Consider the following 19987-nt stretch of genomic DNA (forward strand, 5'->3'; position numbering starts at 1 on the left):
AAATAAGATTTGGAGGATGTAAGATGGAAGATGTCTATTTAATTGTTAATATAATCCAGTGGAGCCTTGTTGGGTTCTTTGTCTTAGTAAATTTATTTATTGGATTTGCAAGAGGTACTAAAAAATCACTATATTATACATTAGTGAGTTTGTTTCTAACGTTCATTTTATTATTAGCAATATCGTTTGTAACTATTAAAATATATTTTAAATCACCAGAGCAACTTTTAAGCTTTATTGAAAATTATTTTACACTTTCAGATGATATTAAGGAATACTTTGTAAATCCAGATATAAGTCCAATTATTTTTGCATTAATTGATGTGGTTATAAAAATTATTGTCTTTATTATCTTATATCCGATTGTTAAATTCATATTGACAAGACTTATTTTTAAACCAATTTGGAATAAGAAATTTGAAAAATCAAAAAATAGACAAGGAATAATTGTTAATAATAAACTTTATTTGAAACCAAAAAAAGAAAAAAGAACTTTTATTGATAGATTAGGTGGCGGTTTATTAGGTTCAATTAGAGGATTAGTTGTTGCAGTTTTAATTCTTTTACCAGTAATTGTTATAACTGGTTCAATTGGCAACGAAACTGCTAGTGAAAATACTACAACTCCTGTAAGTACTTCAAAGAATAATAGTGAAATAGATGAAATTATTGAGCAACTTACTAAGATTAATAATGGTGGGGTTGGACTTATTACTAAAAATTTAAAATTTGGTGAAAAAACGATTGATGAAATTGTTTTTGATTTCGCTTTTGGTAGTTCAAAAGTAAAAATTAAAGATGAAACATATAAATTTAAATTAAGTGAAGAATTAAATAGTTTTGTTGGTTCTGCAAGTCTTTTATATAGTAAGGGATATTTAGATTCAAGTTTTGATTATGGAAAAATAAATTATCAAGATAATTATCAAGATTTAGAAAAAGTACTTAATAATATTGGGAAATCAAAATTACTAAAAATTGCAGTACCTGTAGGATTAAATATTTTAAATGAGCAAGGTGTTTTAAAAACTACTTTGGGTTATGATCCGTTTAAAGTAGAACATACTTTAAAAGCAATTGATGAGTTAAAGAAGATTGATTGGAAAAATGAAACAAAAGTATTAAGTACAATTGTAAAAAATGCTTTAATGATTGGCGATGTAAATAGATTAATGGAGATTGCAAATAATCCAAATGATTTATTATTGATGAGCCAAAAAGATCGACAATCAATAATTAAAGTCTTAGATAGTTTTGCTGAATTAAATGTTTTAGTAGCAAGTAATCTAATGATTGAATCACTTATGAATAATGAAAAAGTATTACAACAGATTAAGTGGAGTGATACGCCTAAAGAATATTTAGAAGAAAGATTAGATTTTATATTAAGTGATGTTAATTTCTTTAGAGGTGAAGATGGGGAAATTAAAAATATAACTAAACTGTTATCAAGTATTTTTGATGACGAGTTTAGCGATTTTGATTACTCAAGTTTTATTAAAGATGGTAGTTTTAATATTGGTACTGCATTTGGAAATGATGCAGAATTAATTATTAGTAGTGCACTTGATAATTTAATTAATATTAAATCAGTAAGTAAACTTATCCCAGTAGGTGTTGATTTTGGCTTACATAATAGTAAAAATCAAACGGTTAATGAGCTTGCTGATAAAATAATTGAAATTAGTGATAAAACAGATTATCAAAAAGAACTTACTAATATCAATGATATTTATAAAGAAATTCTAAAACTAGGATTAAGCAATTATAATGATTCAGCAATGGTAAATATTATAGATGAAGTATTATCTAAGAGTGAAAATATTGAAACACTTAAACTGATTGTTAATAATGTTTTTGAAGGAAGCATGATTGTAAATGATGTACTCAAAATTGTTGCTGAACCATTAATCAACAAATTGGTTAAAGATGATGTTATGAAAGAGTTTGCTTTAAATATTATCAATAGTGATGATTTCAATTATGGTAATGAAGTCAGTGATTTGTTAAATATTGTTGATGTTTTATATAAAAACACAACGATTAAAGATGTATTACAAAAAGTTGATGGTAAAGAGATAATTGGATTGTTAGGAACATTTAGTTCACTTACAGATGAAGACATTAAATTAATTGGTAATAACAATATAATTAATGGTGTCTTTAGACAAGCATTTACTAATGAAGGTTCTACTAACCTGGCATACAATAAAGTAAATGAAATTAATCTTCCAACAGGAACAAACACATTTACACCAAAACTATTTACATTTGAAAAATCAATTGATAATGAAGGTAAGATAAAAGAAGATACACTAACAAAAATTTTATTAATTGCTAAAAAACTTGGTAAGTCAGAGGAATTATTAAAAGCTCGAGGTAATGATATTTTACCCGCAGTAATTAATAGTCTTGATGATGAAACACTGAAAAATCTATTAGAGATAGATTTATTGACAGAATTAATTTCTAATTTTATTAATAATGAAGGTTTCTATATTCTAGGAAGATATTATTTTGATAGAGCAATTGAATCGTTATCAAAGGAAGTTAAATTATCAGTATCATATGATCAGTATTATGATACATTAGTTGATAACCTATTTAAAGAAGACTTAAGCATTTATGAAAGTGAATTTAATGGATTAATTAACGCTATTAAAGCAGTAGAGTTTAAAAATATAAAGGGAAGTAATGCTCTACTAGTTAATAGTATTACTAAAGAACTATTAAGAACGAATACTGATAATAAAAAAGTAATAGATGTAGTCTTAGAATCAAATATCATTTATAACCTTTTTGATAATATATTAAACACAAAAACAAATGAAAACCTAAACAAGGAATTAACAGCATTAATTGCAGCTTCAATACCGACTATTGGAATAGATGAAACAGATAATATATTCATATATTCTGATAATGTATATGAAAATAATAAGATAAAGAAAAGTGAAATTATAAATCTAATTAAGAGTGTAAGTGAATTAAATTTAACTGGTAAAGTAACTCTTGATTCATTCTTAAATACAGTTGATTCACAAAAGGATGATAATGAAACTGATAGTTTTGATAGAATGTATGGCTCATTAATTCTACAAAGTGTCATTAGCAATATCACAAAGAGTGAAAAGACAATTAATTACTTAGTTAAGATGGTTAATGAAAGTCAAACAAATATCAGTTTAACATTTGATGAATTAAAATTACCAACAGATGTATATGAAAACGGATTGTTAAAAGAAAGTGAAGTTAAAAAATTATTAAGATCAATTAAAATATTAAATATTAAGAAAATTGATTCAAGTAGTTTTGTACCTAAAAAATTTACTGATTTAATTGGTCAGAATCCTAAAGATAATCTAGATGATCTTGATCGTTTGTTAGATTCAGTTATTATCCATTCATATATTGATAGATTAATAACTTCTAATTCAATGGGAAGTTTATATGCAAAACTTGTTAATGATATGTTTAATAAGAATTATGATACTATTGAGGCTAAACCACATAATACTGAGTTTGGTGAAGATGGAAGATTTAAAAAGTCTGAGATTAGAAGCTTATTAAACTCTGTTAAAATGTTAGAGATTAATGATTTATCAAATGCAAATGAAATTAAATTAGATAAAATATTAGGATTTACTGATGATGAATTGGATGAGTTTTTAGCATCAAATTATTTGAATATGTTATTATCAAGATTCTTAACTTCAAATACAGTAAGAAATATGATTGCAGTAAGTGGTAAGTTTGATAAAGAAGATTTTGATTTACATGAAGTTGTAAGAAATGATAATGGAGATATGGACAAACTTGAAATTAAAGGGATATTAAAATCATTAAAAGCTTTAGGAATAACTGATTTTAAAAATATTACTATTTCAAATGAAGTTTTAAAAAATCTAGAAAATAATAATTTAAATACAGTCCTAGAATCAAACTATTTCTATCAAGTTATTGACTTAACATTAAAAGCACAAATTACAGATATTCCAGATTCTGCACTTGAAGTAAATGGAAAATATGAAGGATACATCAAGAAAGATGAAATAACTAAATTAATTGATGTTCTTGTGATATTGAAGATTAATGAAATAGCAAATGGAACTATTAATGTTGATAACGTTGCTGTTGCTGATTTGAAAAAACTATTTGAATTAGATTCAAGAATTGTTGATAGAATAACATCCAAAGCAATAATAACAGCATTAGGTAATGATGTTCCAAATGATGTAGTAACTGATGGTGATATTGAAAGAGGAGAAATTGGAAAACTAATTGAAGCACTTGAAGTATTAGAATTAGAAACACTAGGAACAGAATCAATCAAAGTTGATAATGTTAGCACTATTAAATTAAGAGGATTATATAATCTAAATTCAAGAATAATTGATAGAATAACATCTAAAGCAATAATAACAGCATTAGGTAATGATGTTCCAAATGATGTAGTAACTGATGGAGATATTGAAAGAGCAGAAATTGGGAAACTAATTGAAGCACTTGAAGTATTAGAATTAGAAACACTAGGAACAGAATCAATTAAAGTGGATAATGTAAACACGTCTAAATTAAGAGGATTACATAACTTAGATTCAAGAATAATCGATAGAATAATATCTAAGGCAATAATAACAGCTTTAGGAGAAGATATACCTGATGAAGTTAGAACTGGCGATGATATCGAACGATTAGAAGTTGAGAAACTAGTAAATGCACTTGAAGTATTAGAATTAGAAACATTAGGAACAGAATCTATTAAAGTAGACAATGTTAATGCTGATAAACTTCAAGGATTGTATGAAATAGAATCTAAGATTATAGATAGAATAATGTCAAAAGCAATCATTACTGCACTAGGAACAGATGTACCAAATGAAGTGAAAAATGGCGATGATATTGAAAGAATAGAAATGGGAAGATTAATAGCATCGTTAAAATTACTTAGTGGAGATATCAATATTAATTCACTTAATACACTTGATATGAATGGAATAACTTTTGATGAAATGACTCATATAATTGAGGTTGACTCATTAATTGTTAGAAGACTTATTTCTAAATCATTAATTAGTAGTTCATTATCAACGGATAATTCAATTGAAAATGAAATATTTATTGAAAAGAAACAATTAATAAATTTAATTCAATCATCAAAATCTATTGAAGATGTAACAACGATTACTGAATTGATTGATAAATTGAATGGCGGATTAAATCAAAATGAGTTAGTGACAATATATATTCAAGAGCAACAAAAGACAGAAGAAGATAAATCTAGAATACTATATGATACATTAAGAGAAAAAGTAGGATTATAATATAATAAACAAAAAGAGTCGATGATTCCGTAGTGGAACTGTCGACTTTTTTGTTATATAAGTATAAAAAAAGATCAATTGACCTTTTTAATCATTTTATTTTACCATATCTTCGATCTCGTTTATTAAATTCAATTATAGCTTTTGAAAGTTCTTTTGGTGTAAATGCTGGCCAATGCTTCTTAGTGAAATAAAGTTCAGCATATGCGGCTTGCCATAATAAAAAATTTGATAATCTTTGTTCACCACTTGTTCGTATTAATAGATCAACAGGCGTTGAAATCATTAAGTTCTTTTCTAATTCCTCAATAGTTGAATCTTTCATTTTAGAAATTGCAGTAATAAGTTCATCATAAGCACCATAATCAAAAGCAATATTAAGTAATAAACCAGTGTTATTAATTGTTAATGATTCTAATTTAATCATTAATGAAAGAAGTGGCTTTGGTACTCGATCTTTTCTACCAATAAAAATAATTTTTATATTAGATTTAACAATAGAATCAATTTTAGGAGTAACAATTTCAATCGGTTTAGTCATTAGAAAATTAACTTCATCAACAGGTCTATTCCAATTTTCAGTACTAAATGCATATAAAGTTAAAACTTTAATTCCAATATTGTTTGCATAATTAGCAATTTTTTGAACATTCATACCACCAAAATAGTGGCCAGTTGAACGTGGTAACAATCTTTTTTTAGCCCATCTGCCATTACCATCCATGATGATTGCAACATGATTAGGGACATTAAGTGTTTTTTTCATAGGTTCCTCCTATAAGAATTTTTGATATTCTTTATTTAATTCGTCTTGATGTTTTTCTAAGACTTCAATGATTTTTGGATCAAAGTGACTACCCTTTTCTTTTAAAAGAATATTGAATGATTCCTCATGTGTGAACGAGTCTTTGTATTTACGCTTTGATCTTAATGCATCATAAACATCAGCAATAGCAACTATTCTTGCTTCTAAAGGTATTTCATCATATGAAAGTCCTTTTGGGTAACCATTACCATTATACCATTCGTGATGATAATAAATAATATTTTCGGCTGTTTGTGACTTTAATTCTGGAAAAATTGATGTTACTGCAGTAAAGAATTCATAACCAAGGGTTGTATGTAATTTCATAGTTTTTCTTTGGTGTTCATCAAATTCACCAGTAAAATGAAGATTTTCATTAACGATGGTTAATTTACCAATATCATGAAAAGTTGAAAAGAAGACTGTATCTTTTATAAGTTGTTTTGTTAGTAGTTCAATATAGACTTTTTCTTCTATAAGTTTTCGAATAATAAAATTTACTAAGTCTGGTACCCGATATAGTTGTGAAAGCATGTCCGAATCTTTAGCGACAAGCAATCTTTTTAAGAAGTTAAATATAGATGCATGGTGTAGAGGTGAAAGAAGAATTCTAATTTTTGTTAATGCATCTAAAAAGTTTTCTAAAGTTATATTTCCATCATAGGTTATATCAGAACAAATAAAAGAAAATTCGTCATTTGAGAAAGTTATAATATAAGAATTTTCATGTCCTTTTATTTGTCGTATTTTATGAAATATTTCTGAAAAATCAGAAGTAAGTATTAATGCTTTGTAACAATCATTTTCTAAAACATTAATAACCGTATCAGGTGATACAAATACATATTCAAAATCATCATTGATTTTGTCTTCAAACATTCTAAAGGAATCAGCTATAATTATTTTACTCATAAATTAATCCTTTCAATATAAGTTTATACTTATTCAAGTATAACATGGAAAATAAAAAAAGTAATCGAAAATTTTACTAAAATAAAAAAAGAGGTTTAGACCTCTCAATAATTAAATGAAACTTGGTTTTTTCCCTTCTGTTTGCCATAATACATTGCTTTATCAGCAAGTTCAATTGATGTGTTTAAAGGAAGTTTTTTATCATACATTGATACTCCAATTGTAACTTTAGGACGATATCTAATATTACGTTCTTCAGAAGCATTAATGACAATTCTTAATTGTTCAGCTTTTCTAAATGCTGTTTCAAGATTAGGAGTTTTTAGAAAAATGATAATCTCTTCCCCACCGAAGCGTATTACAAAATCATCATTTGTTGTATTTGCAAGAATCGTTGTTGAAACAATTTCTAATACTTTATCACCAACTAAATGTCCGTAGTTATCATTGATTGTTTTGAAGTCATCAATATCTAAGAATAAAACAGCATAATTTGAATCTTGTTTGCTAATGAGCTCGTGAACGCGATAAGACAAGAAGTTACGATTTAATAGACCGGTTAATGGATCAATCATTGAAAGGTTTTCTTTAATAATATTTTCTTTATCAATCATTTCTCTTTCAATTTTTGTTGAGAAAAGTTCAACTGCACCTAATAGAATATTATCTTCAATATAAGGAATAGTTTTAACATAAACAGGTATTCTATGACCATCTTTATGATGTAAAAAAACGTTATCTTGTACAACAATGTTTTCGTTGATTGTTTTTAATAAGGGACAACCATTTATACAAAGATTTTTACCAGTAGAATCAATATGATTAAGGATATTATCAAAACAGTGTTTTCCAACAATTTCATTAGAACTAAAACCAGTAATTTTTTCAGCTATAGGATTAAAGTATACAATTTTCCTCGTTTTATCTACTATATATATCGCTTCATCGAATGATGAAAATATCTTCGAAATTGTTATTAAACTATTCATATGTAAACCCCTCTTGTAAGTCGTGTAATAATTATAGCATATGAAAAAAAATATAGTAGTAAAACGATAAAAAAAAGCGAAAATTTTCGCTTTTAGTTAGAAATTATCGTTTTGCAACTCTTACTTTTTTAAGTTTAGCAAATCTTGGAAGACCATCTTCAAGTTCAGCTTTGCAGTCTCCTTGGATTAATGGAAGTGCATAATCAACGAAATCTTGAGTTAATCCTTCATTGTTTGGTAAAATCCATTCAAGAGGAACTTTTCTTTCGTGGTTTGCAGCTAATGATAATGGTAATAATACATATTCCATTACATATGGTTTAGAAGAAATACGTTTGAAACCAACCATTTTTCCACTTTCACCATTAATTGCAGCTTCAACAGCTAATTTACCAGCATTGAATGCTTCTTCAACGTCAACTTTTGATGCTAAGTGAGCTGCAGATCTTTGCATTAAACTAAATTCGATAGCACGAACTTTAACGTTTAATTTTCCGCCAATTTCTTCAGCTAATACTTGTGCAGTACCACCAAGTTGAGCATGTCCAAATGAGTCAGTGTGTAAGTCTTTAAATAATTCAGGAATATATTTTCCATCTTTAGTTTGTACACCTTCACTAATTGCAACAATTGCTTTACCTTTTGCATTAACAACTTCTTCAACACGTTTGTTAAAGAATTCTAAGTCAAATGGTTGTTCTGGTAAGAAGATTAAGTCTGGTCCTTGACCTTTTGCTTGTGCTAAAGCAGCAGCAGCAGTTAACCAACCAGCATTTCTACCCATAACTTCAACGATTGTTACTTGTTTTGTATCATAAACTGTAGCATCGTGGAATAACTCCATGAAAGTTGTTGCAATATATTTTGCAGCACTTGCAAATCCTGGAGAGTGGTCAGTACCATTTAAATCGTTATCGATTGTTTTAGGTACTCCCATGATACGGCAATCATAACCTGAATTTTTGAAAAATTCATTTATTTTGTTTGCAGTATCCATTGAATCATTTCCTCCATTATAGAAGAAGTAACGAATATTATACTTTTTAAATACTTCTAATAAACGTTTGTAATCTGTATCATCTTTTGCTGGGTCAGCTAATTTATAACGAACACTACCAATTGATGAAGAAGGAGTATTTTTTAATCTTTCTAATTCTGCACGATCTTCTTTACGCATATCGTAGAATTCTTCATTTAAAATACCTTTAACACCATGAACAGCACCGAAAACATCAGTTACATATTCACTATCAAGTGCAGCTAAAAACACACCTGCAGCACTAGCGTTAATAACACTTGTTGGTCCACCTGATTGTCCAAGTAAAACAGCGCCTTTTAATTTTTCCATTTTATCACCATTTCCTTAATATTTATTTCTTTGATATAATTTTAACATAAAAGATATTGTTTATCTATTCATAAAAAAATGTAAGGGTTTTCTTTTTTAAAGAAAGTGAAATTATAAATAATATTGTGATATAATGAAGGAAAATAAATTGAATAAAGTGGTGATAATATGAAGATTGCGATTTTAACATCTGGGGGAGACGCACCAGGAATGAACGTTGCCATTCGTGCTGCGGTACGTTATGGTATCAAAAAAGGACATGAAATCTATGGTGTATATAGTGGATATGTTGGTTTAATCAAAGGTGACTTTGTTAAACTAGACCATAAACGAATGTCAGGTATTATATCTATGGGTGGAACATTTTTAAAAACTGCAAGATTAGAAGAATTTAAAGATGCTAAGTTTCAAGAAAAGGCTGTAGAAAATTTAAAGAAGAAAGGAATTGAAGGCTTAATAGTTATTGGTGGAGACGGTTCATATCGTGGAGCACTAGCACTTCATAATTTGGGTGTTAAAGTTGTGACAATTCCAGGAACAATTGATAATGATATTTATGGTACTGACTATACTCTTGGATTCCATACTGCACTTGATACAATTGTATCTGCGATGGATAAGTTAAGAGATACATCTGTTTCACACCAACGTTGTTCAATTATTGAAGTAATGGGAAGAAACTGTGGTGATTTAGCATTGTATGCTGCAATATCTGGTGGTGCTGAAATTCTTGTTACTCCAGAACATAAACTATCAAAAGAAGATATTATCGCTAGTCTAACTCAATATAAGAAAGAAGATAGAACACATGCGATTGTTGTTGTTACCGAACATCAAATGGATGTCTTTGAATTTGCTAAAGAGATTACTGAAAAATCTAAATTTACTTCAGTAGCAACGATTTTAGGATATGTTCAAAGAGGTGGCTCTCCATCCGCTCAAGATCGTATATTAGGTACTCGTATGGGAGCATATGCAATTGACTTGTTTGATCAAAAGATTAGTGGAGTTGCAATAGGGATTGAAAATGATCGATTAGTTTATTTACCAATTGGTGTTGTAATAAATAATAAACGCCCAGTTAATCCACTTTACAAACTAGTTACAGAGGTTTCATAAAAAACGTTTTCAATTTGTTGAAATATAGTATATTCGTTATAGAAATGTTATAATATAAATAACAAAAACTTAGAAGGAGAAATATTAAAATGGAAAAAACTAAATTAGTAGGTACAATGGGACCAGCTTCTGAACCAAAAGATATCTTAAGAGAAATCTTCAAAGCAGGTTTAAATGTTGCTAGAATGAATTTTTCACACGGTGATTATGAAGAACACGGTGCGAGAATTAAAACAGTTCGTGAATTAAACGAAGAATTAGGAACTAACGTTGCACTTATGTTAGATACAAAAGGACCAGAAATGAGAACTAATGAGTTCCAAGATGGTGCTGTAATTATTGAAAAAGGCGATGAAGTAAAAGTTGTTTTCGAACAAGTTTTAGGAACTAAAGAAAAATTCTCAATCAACTATCCAGGTTTATATGATGATGTTGAAGTAGGAACTGTTCTTTTAATTGATGATGGTTATTTACAAACAGATGTAATTGCAAAAAATGCAAAAGACCGTTCAATTACAATTAAAGCAAGAAATACACATAGAATTAAAAATCGTCGTGGAGTTAACGTTCCAAACACTAAGATTAATATGCCATTCTTATCTGAAAAAGATCGTAATGATATAATCTTTGGTGCACAAGTTGGTGTTGATTTTATCGCTGCATCATTTGTTCAAACAGCAGAAGATGTTTTATCAATTAAAGCATTATTAAAAGAACATAAAGCAGAACAAATTCAAGTTATTGCAAAAATTGAAAACCAAGAAGGTGTAGATAATTTAGATGAAATTATCGAAGCTGCAGATGGAATTATGTATGCACGTGGAGACTTAGGTGTTGAAATATTACCAGAAGACTTACCACACTTACAAAAAGAAGTTGTTGAAAAAACTCGCCAAGCAGGTAAATTAATTATCGTTGCAACCCAAATGGTTGAATCAATGCAAAATAACCCGGTTCCAACAAGAGCTGAAGTTTCAGACGTTGCAAACGCTGCATTTGATAGTGCTGACTCAGTAATGTTAAGTGGTGAAATGGCTGCTGGTAAATATCCTTTAGAAGCAGTTAAAATGATGAAGAGAATTGTTAAAGCAAATGAAAAATATGTTGATTATGACAATTTTGTATTCCCATTATATGTAAGTGCTGATGATATTGAAAATGTAGCATTTATGGCAACAATTTCAGCTTCAACACACGATGTTAGAGCAATCGTAGTTGATAATGCTGAATTAGCAGGTGCAGTTTCTAAATATCGTCCACAAGCATTTGTAATTCCAACAGTTACTCATGATGAAGCAAGAAAATTAAATCTTCGCTTTGGTGTTTATCCAGTAGTTGGTAAAAAAGATGCTGATGTTAAGAAGAAACTTCAAGCTTTAGACGTTGTTAAAGGTGACAAATACTTAGTTGTTACTAACGACAAGGTTGAAATTAAAGTATTTTAATTGAAGAGGTGTCTTAATTGACACCTTTTTTTTAATATTTTTAATGTAAAAAAACTGTATAGATAAATTAAAAAACTTGATAGGAGGATTTATGACAACTGAGTCAATTATTATGTTCCTTGGTGGTATTGCCTTATTTATTTTTGGAATAACACTGATGAGCGATTATTTAAAAAAAGCTTCAGGAAATAGATTTAAAACAATTATTGATAAAGCTGTTAATACACCACTTAAAGGAATACTTGTTGGAACATTAATAACTGCAATAACTAATTCTTCAACAGGGGTTGTTGTTTTAGTAATTGGAATGGTTAGAGCAGGTTTAATGACTTCAGCACAAAGTGTGGGAATTATTATGGGGGCAAATATTGGAACAACGTTTTCTGCTTTTATAATTAGTTTACCAATCGGTAAGTATGCATATGCGATTCTATTTGTTGGTGTTATTTGTTTATTTTTAAAGAATAAAAAAAGCGTTAATATCGGTGGGATATTAACAGGGATTGGGATGTTGTTCTTAGGACTTAATGTGATGGGTGATGGAATGGAAAAACTTATTTCTCTTCATCCAGCAGCGACTGACAGTCTATTTCAAACATTCTCTAAAACTAGTTTTGGAGGAACAATGTCAGGATTTTTATTTGGGACAGTCTTCACAGCAATAATTCAATCATCTTCAGCAGCAACAGCAATAATTCAAAAATTATACTCATTAAATGATCCAGCAAATGGAATAGTAACTTTATCTCTAAGAGGCGTATTACCAATTATTTTAGGTGCTAATTTAGGAACAACTTTAACAGGAATGATTGCAGCAGTTGGTGGAAATGATGAGAGTAAACGAACAGCATGGATTCACGTTGTTTTTAATCTCTTAGGTGTTGTAGTATTTATGATTGGAATTCATCCATATTATTTAGTAACACAAATGATTGAGAATAAATTCTTATCACCATATTCAATGGCTACAATTGCGTATGCACATTTAATTCAAAATATTGTATCAACGGTGCTACTAATGTTCTTTATAAAACAAATTGTTCAATTAACAGAATGGATTGTACCACCGAAAAATGATAAGAAAATTGAATTAGTGTTTGATGAAAAACTTATCGAACAATCACCGGGGGTTGCCCTTGATTTTATTCAAAAAGCAATTTTCCAATTATCAACTTTAGTTTATGAATATTTTGAAAGTACTAGAAACTATTCATTTACAAAAAACAATAAGCACTTAGAAGAAGCTGATACATATGAAATGATTATTGATGAATTAGATGCTAAGATTCATAACTATTTAATCAAGATTATTAGACAAGGTGATATGTCACATGAATCTGAAGATTTATCTAAATACTTAGATATAACAAAAGATTTAGAACGTATTGGAGACCATTTAACTAATATTACTGAATTCTTTAGTATTAGATACGATAGTAATCATGAACTTTCAATTGAAGGTAAAAAAGATATGTTAAATCTATATAATTTAGTTGATAAAATGTTTATCAGTGTCAAAACATCAATTGAAAGTGGATATACTTATCTACCCAAAGATGTTTTAGAAATTGAAAAAGAAGTTGATATTTTAGAAGAAAACGCTCGTTTAAACTATCTTCAAAGACTTAAAGTTGGTGAATTTGATTTTGCTCAAACATCAAATTTCACAGATATCTTATCTGATATTGAAAGAATTGGCGATCATTTAAATAATATTGCATCATCAATTATCGATCCGATGCAAGAAGATGTTAAATATACAGGATTAAAGAAGAGAGAGGTATAAAAAATGTTAGAAAAATTAATTCAAAAATATGCAGAACTAACTGTTAAAATAGGTGTAAATGTTCAAAAGGATCAAATCGTTGTAATTAGATCTACAACAGAAACAAAAGAATTTGCACGTGCATTAACAAAAGAAGCATATCTTGTTGGTGCTAAAAAGGTTTATGTTCAATGGAGTGATGATTATGTTGGTAAATATACATTTGAACATGCAACACTTGAAACATTAAAGGAAGTTGAACAATGGTCAATTGATCAAACTAGATACTTTGTTGATGAAAATGCTTGTTTTATTTCAATTACATCACCAATTCCAGGATTAAATGCTGGATTAGATGGTTCTAAAATTCAAGCATCAATGGCAGCACGTCAAAAAGCAATTCCTTTTTATCAAGCACACATGATGGCTAATAAAACACAATGGGTTGTAGTTGGAGCACCTAACCAAATTTGGGCGGAAAAAGTTTTCCCTGAACTAAAAGGTGAAAAAGCAGTTGAAGCATTATGGACTGCAATCCTAAATTCAGCTAGAGTGTATGAAAATAATAATCCGATTGCTGACTGGGAAAAACATAATAAAATGTTAAGAGATCACAATAAAATATTAAATGATTTAAACTTTAAACATTTACACTTTACGAATGAATTAGGTACAGATTTAATTGTTGAATTAGTTCCAAATCATATTTGGGCAGGTGGTGCAGAAACATCAGGTAAAGGTGTTATCTTTAATCCTAATATACCAACTGAAGAAAGTTTCACAATGCCAAACAAAAAGGGAACAAGAGGTAAAGTGTTTGCTACTAAACCATTAAACTACCAAGGCAAGTTAATTGAAGACTTCTGGTTAGAATTCAAAGATGGAAAAGTTGTTGCTTTTGAAGCTAAAAAAGAAAATGATGCTTTAAAACAATTAGTGAATGCCGATGAAGGAAGTTCATATATTGGAGAGATTGCTTTAATCAGTTTTGATTCACCAATTTCGAATACAAATATTTTATTCTATAATACTTTATATGATGAAAATGCATCATGTCATATGGCACTTGGTAGAGCATATGCAATGAATGTTAAGGGTGGAACTACAATGACACAAGAAGAATTAGATAAAGCTGGTGCTAATAATTCAATTGTTCACTGTGACTTTATGTTTGGATCAAAAGATTTAAAAATCGTTGGTTTAACACAAGACAATAAAGAAGTTCTAGTATTTGAAAATGGTAATTTTGTGATTTAATATTAATGGAGCTTTAGAAATTTCTAAAGCTTTTTCTTTTTTTATAATATCAAAAGCATATAATTTGATTTTTTAATCTATTGTAACTATAATTGTTACATAAGGAGTTGGTATCTTGCAAGTAAATCAAAATTTTGGAGTTGCTATCCATCTATTATCGTGTTTATCAGAACCGACTGGAGAATATAAGACATCAGCATATTTAGCTGAAAGTGTTAATACTAATCCGGTAGTTGTAAGAAGAATTTTAAAAGTTCTTGAAAATAATGGATTAGTTGAAACTAAAAAAGGAAAATTTGGCTCTAGGTTAAGTAAAGACCCACAACAAATAACGTTTTATGATGTTTATAAGACTTTTTTTGATGGGAATATCTTACAACCAAGTCATCATCCTAATAAAGCTTGTCCAGTAGGCAACAAAATAACAGGACTAATATCAAACGTTCTTAGTGATGCAACAACAAAGTTTGAAAATACTTTAAAAGAATACACAATTGCCAATATGAAAAAAGAAATCGAAAAGGGAGAATAAAGAAATGAAAATAGGAATTATCACTACTACAGTAAGAGAAGGAAGACAATCATTAAATGTTGCTAATTGGGTGAAAAAATTAGCTGATGAAAGAAAAGATGGAGTAAACTACGAAATAGTTGATTTAAAAGATTTTAATTTACCAATCTTTGGAGCTGCAGCTACTGCAGAACAAGGTAAGGCTATCGAAGCATGGGGAAATAAGATTAATGAACTTGATGGATTTATCTTTGTAACTGCTGAATATAATCATTCATTTAGTGGAGTATTAAAAAATGCATTAGATTTCTTAAAACCACAATTTGCTAATAAAGCTGCTGCATTAATCGGTTATGGTGGTGTTGGAGCTGCAAGAGCAATTGAACAATTAAGATTAGTATTAGCTGAATTAAGTGTTGCAACTACTCAAAGAAATGTTAACTTATTATTAGCAGCTGATTTCATTAACTTTAGTGAATTCAATCCACAAAGTTATCAATTACCAAGTGTTACTGAATTATTAGATCAAGTAACTGCATGGTCAAAAGCTTTAAAAACAATTAGATAATTAAAATAAAAAATCCTTAGGCTGATAAACCTAGGGATTTCTTTATTTTATATGCATTGTCCAATTCTCTAGTGAATCTATTTTCATAACAACACTTGAACTATTACCATTTATAATACAGATATTCATGTTGTTATCTACATAATAAATTTTCTTATTAATAGTTTCAAAATATCCTTGTTTAACATACTCTTCATTAGCTAAATATTTATAGTGTTTTTCAGTTGTTTTAGTTACGTTACCATTTTCTGTTTCATAGATTTTTTGTTTGAAAATAATTCTTCCGCTAGAATCAACTACTAAGGATACATAATTATCATCAAATGCAGATTTAATGATTCCTCCATAATCAAAGAATTCAATACTAATATATAGGTAATTATTTTTGTGTGCAATATCACCAGTTATTAAAACATCAATATTTGGATAATCTTTATGAATAAGTTTAAAACTAAAACTATTATTAACAAAATAGATTGAATCCAAAATAATAAAATTACCATATAAATCATGTTTTTGAATATCTATAACTTCACCAGTTTTTTTATCTATGAATACTGCAAAATCACTCATGTTATAATTATAAGTTCTAAGAACTCTAAATAAGTTGTTAGTGATTTTTTTTGTTTTATCAGTTGAAAAAATTACGAAGTAGTAGTCTTCAAAGTCGTTTAAATATATAGGTGAAAAAGAAAAATTCTTATTTTCTTTTTCAAATACTAAATACTTTACTGGTATTTTTGAATTGCTATGAATAAGTTTAGAGTCTTTAAGCTCAATTGATAATCTATCTTCCTCAATTAAATCGATATTTGTAACTTGATCATAAGAAGGTCTTGATGAAATGGTAACTATTACAAAGTTCAAAGCAATAATAAGTATAAGAGATATTGATAGCATAAGTTTTGTTTTTAACTTTTTAGGTATAAGTATTATCATAAAGATTATAATAACTAAGATTATGTATTTAAGTATAAAGTTATTAAATATGTACATTTTTAATTATCTCCTTCATATTTTATAATGTCACCAGGTGTTACATTTAATACTTCACAAATCTTTTCTAATGTTTGGAATCTAATTGCTTTTGCTTTGCCACTTCGTAATATTGATAAATTTGCTTCAGTAATATCAATGATTTCAGCAAGATCTTTTGATGTCATATTCTTTTCTTTTAGTATCTTATCTAAATCAATTTTTATCATATTGTTAATTTGTTTTCTCTATCAATTTCAATTGCTTTTTTTAATATGAAATCGATAATTAAAAGTATGACTCCAATAGTAATGTATATAAAAATAGTTAAGTTGGTTTGTATAGAGAATGTATCAGTATATCTACTCATGAAAAGAACAATATTTAATAATAAACCAGTTACTATCTCGGTAATTGCAAGATATAAGAAATTCGTACCAATTTTTCTTATTTCTACTGCATTTTGATCATCAAAAATAATCTCATTCTTTAGATTTTTTAGTAATTTTTTTGATGAACTAAATATTATAATAAAATAGATTGTTGAAATTACTGCATTTGCAATATAAATAAAAACAAAGTAATCAGTATTGCTAATAGAGTAGATTGTATATGCTGAATAAATAAAAATTAGAAGTGATAGAATAATGATTATATATTTCTCTAAAAAAGAAATAGTTTTTTTAAAGTTACTATGTTTAATTATATACAGCAATTTGAATGTTAACACTGAAATTAATAATAGTGCAATAATGAATAAGATTAAGATGATAAGCATTAGATGTTCTCCTTTATATTAAAAAATGATAGTGTTTTTGAATAATATGTTTTAGTGTATTTATTGGAAAAAATGTTAAAACCTAATTTTGGAATACTAGGAATCTTTTTTTCTTCACGAATATGAATGTCAATTACATAATTTGTGATATCAGTTATATCAATTGTGAAATGGAAGAATCCGGTTTGTTTTGCTCTTTTTAAATTTTTTAAATTGATATTTGGAACAACGAGATCGTTACTATGATTATTGTAAGCAAAAGTCTTATCATCATATTCTAAAAAGGTTTGTTTTTGGTAAAAACTTGCATTCATACTGTTTTTGTAAAAGTGTAAGTCAATTGATTCATTCATTCTAACATCTTTTTCATAGACTACGAAAATAGTTAAGAATGTATTTTTTTTAAAAATAAAACCAGATACTTTTGATTTCATTTGATCAAAGTTATACTTATAAGTATTACTGTAATGACTATAAGGTTCAATCTCAAAACCATCTTGAAATTTACCTAGATATGTTAAGTTACTTTCAATTATAGTTTCTTTAAGAGCGTAGGGAATAGAATCTGTAATCCCAATCTCTTTAATTGCGGTATCATAATTGGTATTTACTTTAATTTCTTCAAATAAATTTTTATCTAGTGGTTTATTATTTGTTAAAAAAGTTAAGATTATTGCAAGTATCCAAATAGTAATTATAATATATTTTTTCATTTTACCCTCCTGAATTATTGTTTAACGATAATAGTTTACCATAAAATTATCGAAAAACAATAATAATAGTAAAAAGAAATTAAAAAAGTGCCGAAGCACTTTTAGTCATTGTCTTTAATAAATGTAATGTATAAGTTAAGAGTATCAGTAACAACTTGTTTATTAACGTTTGATGTTACATCATTAGGAGTATGATACAGCGGACTTCTATTACTATTAGTCCATGGCATTCCAATTAAGGTTGTAGCACTAATACCTGCTTTACCAAATTCTGCTGCATCAGTTCCACCAGTAAGTAATGCTTGTTTTTGAGTTTTAATTTTTAAGTTTAACTTATCAGCTGTTTTCAATAAACTAGAGATTAATTTATCATCAAGTTTAACAGTATCATTTAAGTCACTTGTTAAGAAGAATAACTCTTTTTCATCATATAAACAATCAGCATTAAGTACATATGTTTTAGTTTCAGTTAACATTTTCTTGTTTTTCTTAACAAAAGCACGAGCACCTCTTAGACCTTCCTCTTCAGCGTCAAAGCTTGCAAAGATTATTCTAGTGTTCTTAAGTCCATTGCCATTCTTTTTTTCATTAAAGAAATATTCACCAATCTTAAAAGCTACGTTAGTAGCAATCAAATTATCACCGGCACCTGGTGTTGCATGTTTTTTAGAAACAAAGAACCACATTTGCAGTACTAATAATAATCCGGCACTTAAAACAATATTAAGTATAAAGTTAAAAGTCTCAATCTTTAAAAAATAAGCAACCAATGTTGTAACAAACATTAGTATAACAAGACCAATTGATCCAGTAGTTCTTAGATTATAAAGATTTGGTTGATGAATAAAGAAGTTAAAAACTGGAGCACTATCATGATGACCACTAATGATAACTTGTTGTTTTACTTCACCTTTAGGTTCAATAATTCCATGAACATTGTGAGCTTTTCTTTTTGGAAAAAGAAAATCAATCATTGGTAAATAAAATATAAATTGAACGATTAATATAATGACACTAAGTAGTGATAGAATTGCTGCATATAAGTAAAGGTTAAACCAAATAAGGACTACCCCAGCGGTAAAATTAATAACTAAGATGTTAATCCAACCGAAGAAGGCACCTTTATTAATATTGAATTCTTCAATGTGTGATTTATCACTAAATTTTTTAGCTTTATCATGTAAAAATAAAGCAGCTTTTTCATCACTTTTTGTTCCTGCTAACCTTGGACCAAACTCATTTATGATCTCATCAGTTTCTTTAAATACTTCGTTTGTTAATTTTTCTAAATTCATTTTTCTCTTGTATACTCTATTTATGATTATAGTAGTTAAACGAGTATACATTCCTTTCTTATATTTTTATACTATAATCTATATATGGTACTGTGGATTTGGTTCATTTTTTTGTAGCTTTGACTACCATAAGGAGACTCTTACCACAGTCCTATTTTTTAACTAGCAATAAGTTATTTAGCG

At 27.9% G+C, this 19987-nt stretch carries 16 protein-coding genes; 7 read left to right on the forward strand and 9 right to left on the reverse strand.

What is annotated here, in order from left to right; translation table 11 throughout:
* The first annotated feature begins 23 nt into the window (after positions 1–23).
* Positions 24–5324 carry a hypothetical protein gene (locus EXC62_RS04490; protein ID WP_026390193.1) on the forward strand — a complete coding sequence of 1767 codons (5301 nt, stop codon included), beginning with the start codon at positions 24–26 and terminating at the stop codon, positions 5322–5324.
* 91 nt (positions 5325–5415) lie between these two features.
* Here EXC62_RS04490 and uppS read toward each other — a convergent pair whose 3' ends face one another.
* The 4 genes from uppS to EXC62_RS04510 all read right to left on the reverse strand — a co-directional run bounded on the left by uppS (position 5416) and on the right by EXC62_RS04510 (position 9378).
* Complete coding sequence (uppS, locus tag EXC62_RS04495; protein ID WP_162140126.1) at positions 5416–6090, reverse strand: polyprenyl diphosphate synthase; 675 nt, start codon at positions 6088–6090, stop codon at positions 5416–5418.
* A 9-nt stretch (positions 6091–6099) separates the two neighbouring features.
* Complete coding sequence (locus EXC62_RS04500) at positions 6100–7041, reverse strand: HD-GYP domain-containing protein (protein ID WP_052589730.1); 942 nt, start codon at positions 7039–7041, stop codon at positions 6100–6102.
* 104 nt (positions 7042–7145) lie between these two features.
* On the reverse strand, positions 7146–8030 hold the full coding sequence (locus EXC62_RS04505) for a sensor domain-containing diguanylate cyclase (RefSeq protein WP_162140127.1): 885 nt from the start codon (positions 8028–8030) through the stop codon (positions 7146–7148).
* 103 nt (positions 8031–8133) lie between these two features.
* Positions 8134–9378 carry a 6-phosphofructokinase gene (locus EXC62_RS04510; protein WP_026390195.1) on the reverse strand — a complete coding sequence of 415 codons (1245 nt, stop codon included), beginning with the start codon at positions 9376–9378 and terminating at the stop codon, positions 8134–8136.
* A 168-nt stretch (positions 9379–9546) separates the two neighbouring features.
* Between EXC62_RS04510 and pfkA the strand changes: the two genes are divergently transcribed.
* From pfkA to EXC62_RS04540, 6 genes are all read left to right on the forward strand, one after another.
* Positions 9547–10497: a 6-phosphofructokinase gene (gene pfkA / locus EXC62_RS04515; protein WP_026390196.1), complete on the forward strand. Its 951-nt coding sequence runs from the start codon at positions 9547–9549 to the stop codon at positions 10495–10497.
* 89 nt (positions 10498–10586) lie between these two features.
* Entirely contained in the window at positions 10587–11942 is a 1356-nt protein-coding gene (pyk, locus tag EXC62_RS04520; protein WP_035375597.1) for a pyruvate kinase, read from the forward strand.
* Between the two features lie 91 nt (positions 11943–12033).
* Positions 12034–13728, forward strand: coding sequence for a Na/Pi cotransporter family protein (locus EXC62_RS04525; protein WP_026390197.1), 1695 nt, complete (start codon positions 12034–12036; stop codon positions 13726–13728).
* Between the two features lie 3 nt (positions 13729–13731).
* Positions 13732–14964, forward strand: a complete 1233-nt coding sequence (locus EXC62_RS04530) for an aminopeptidase (protein WP_035375598.1) — start codon at positions 13732–13734, stop codon at positions 14962–14964.
* Positions 14965–15079: 115 nt separating this feature from the next.
* Positions 15080–15496, forward strand: a complete 417-nt coding sequence (locus tag EXC62_RS04535) for an Rrf2 family transcriptional regulator (protein ID WP_026390199.1) — start codon at positions 15080–15082, stop codon at positions 15494–15496.
* Positions 15497–15500: 4 nt separating this feature from the next.
* The gene (locus EXC62_RS04540; protein WP_026390200.1) at positions 15501–16043 is read left to right on the forward strand and encodes an NADPH-dependent FMN reductase; all 543 of its coding nucleotides are present in this window, start codon (positions 15501–15503) and stop codon (positions 16041–16043) included.
* Positions 16044–16085: 42 nt separating this feature from the next.
* Here EXC62_RS04540 and EXC62_RS04545 read toward each other — a convergent pair whose 3' ends face one another.
* The 5 genes from EXC62_RS04545 to EXC62_RS04565 form a co-directional block, all read right to left on the reverse strand.
* Positions 16086–17039, reverse strand: coding sequence for a hypothetical protein (locus tag EXC62_RS04545; RefSeq protein WP_026390201.1), 954 nt, complete (start codon positions 17037–17039; stop codon positions 16086–16088).
* A 2-nt stretch (positions 17040–17041) separates the two neighbouring features.
* Entirely contained in the window at positions 17042–17248 is a 207-nt protein-coding gene (locus tag EXC62_RS04550; protein WP_035375599.1) for a helix-turn-helix domain-containing protein, read from the reverse strand.
* Positions 17245–17796 (reverse strand): DUF2975 domain-containing protein, encoded by a 552-nt coding sequence (locus tag EXC62_RS04555; protein ID WP_162140128.1) that lies wholly within the window; start codon positions 17794–17796, stop codon positions 17245–17247. Before EXC62_RS04555 ends, EXC62_RS04550 begins: the two co-directional genes overlap by 4 nt.
* Positions 17796–18509, reverse strand: coding sequence for a hypothetical protein (locus EXC62_RS04560; RefSeq protein ID WP_026390204.1), 714 nt, complete (start codon positions 18507–18509; stop codon positions 17796–17798). Before EXC62_RS04560 ends, EXC62_RS04555 begins: the two co-directional genes overlap by 1 nt.
* 101 nt (positions 18510–18610) lie before the next feature.
* A complete protein-coding gene (locus tag EXC62_RS04565; protein ID WP_026390205.1) occupies positions 18611–19804 on the reverse strand; it encodes a M28 family metallopeptidase in 1194 nt (397 codons plus the stop codon).
* Positions 19805–19987: the final 183 nt, after the last annotated feature.

Origin of the sequence: Haploplasma axanthum (assembly GCF_900660745.1) — a bacterium.
Lineage (GTDB): Bacteria > Bacillota_I > Bacilli_A > Acholeplasmatales > Acholeplasmataceae > Haploplasma > Haploplasma axanthum.

Excerpts from the sequence above, each read along its gene's own strand:
- EXC62_RS04490 (WP_026390193.1), top strand. The coding sequence starts at position 24 with ATGGAAGATGTCTATTTAATTGTTAATATAATCCAGTGGAGCCTTGTT.
- uppS (WP_162140126.1), bottom strand. The coding sequence starts at position 6,090 with ATGAAAAAAACACTTAATGTCCCTAATCATGTTGCAATCATCATGGAT.
- EXC62_RS04500 (WP_052589730.1), bottom strand. The coding sequence starts at position 7,041 with ATGAGTAAAATAATTATAGCTGATTCCTTTAGAATGTTTGAAGACAAA.
- EXC62_RS04505 (WP_162140127.1), bottom strand. The coding sequence starts at position 8,030 with ATGAATAGTTTAATAACAATTTCGAAGATATTTTCATCATTCGATGAA.
- EXC62_RS04510 (WP_026390195.1), bottom strand. The coding sequence starts at position 9,378 with ATGGAAAAATTAAAAGGCGCTGTTTTACTTGGACAATCAGGTGGACCA.
- pfkA (WP_026390196.1), top strand. The coding sequence starts at position 9,547 with ATGAAGATTGCGATTTTAACATCTGGGGGAGACGCACCAGGAATGAAC.
- pyk (WP_035375597.1), top strand. The coding sequence starts at position 10,587 with ATGGAAAAAACTAAATTAGTAGGTACAATGGGACCAGCTTCTGAACCA.
- EXC62_RS04525 (WP_026390197.1), top strand. The coding sequence starts at position 12,034 with ATGACAACTGAGTCAATTATTATGTTCCTTGGTGGTATTGCCTTATTT.
- EXC62_RS04530 (WP_035375598.1), top strand. The coding sequence starts at position 13,732 with ATGTTAGAAAAATTAATTCAAAAATATGCAGAACTAACTGTTAAAATA.
- EXC62_RS04540 (WP_026390200.1), top strand. The coding sequence starts at position 15,501 with ATGAAAATAGGAATTATCACTACTACAGTAAGAGAAGGAAGACAATCA.
- EXC62_RS04545 (WP_026390201.1), bottom strand. The coding sequence starts at position 17,039 with ATGTACATATTTAATAACTTTATACTTAAATACATAATCTTAGTTATT.
- EXC62_RS04550 (WP_035375599.1), bottom strand. The coding sequence starts at position 17,248 with ATGATAAAAATTGATTTAGATAAGATACTAAAAGAAAAGAATATGACA.
- EXC62_RS04555 (WP_162140128.1), bottom strand. The coding sequence starts at position 17,796 with ATGCTTATCATCTTAATCTTATTCATTATTGCACTATTATTAATTTCA.
- EXC62_RS04560 (WP_026390204.1), bottom strand. The coding sequence starts at position 18,509 with ATGAAAAAATATATTATAATTACTATTTGGATACTTGCAATAATCTTA.
- EXC62_RS04565 (WP_026390205.1), bottom strand. The coding sequence starts at position 19,804 with ATGAATTTAGAAAAATTAACAAACGAAGTATTTAAAGAAACTGATGAG.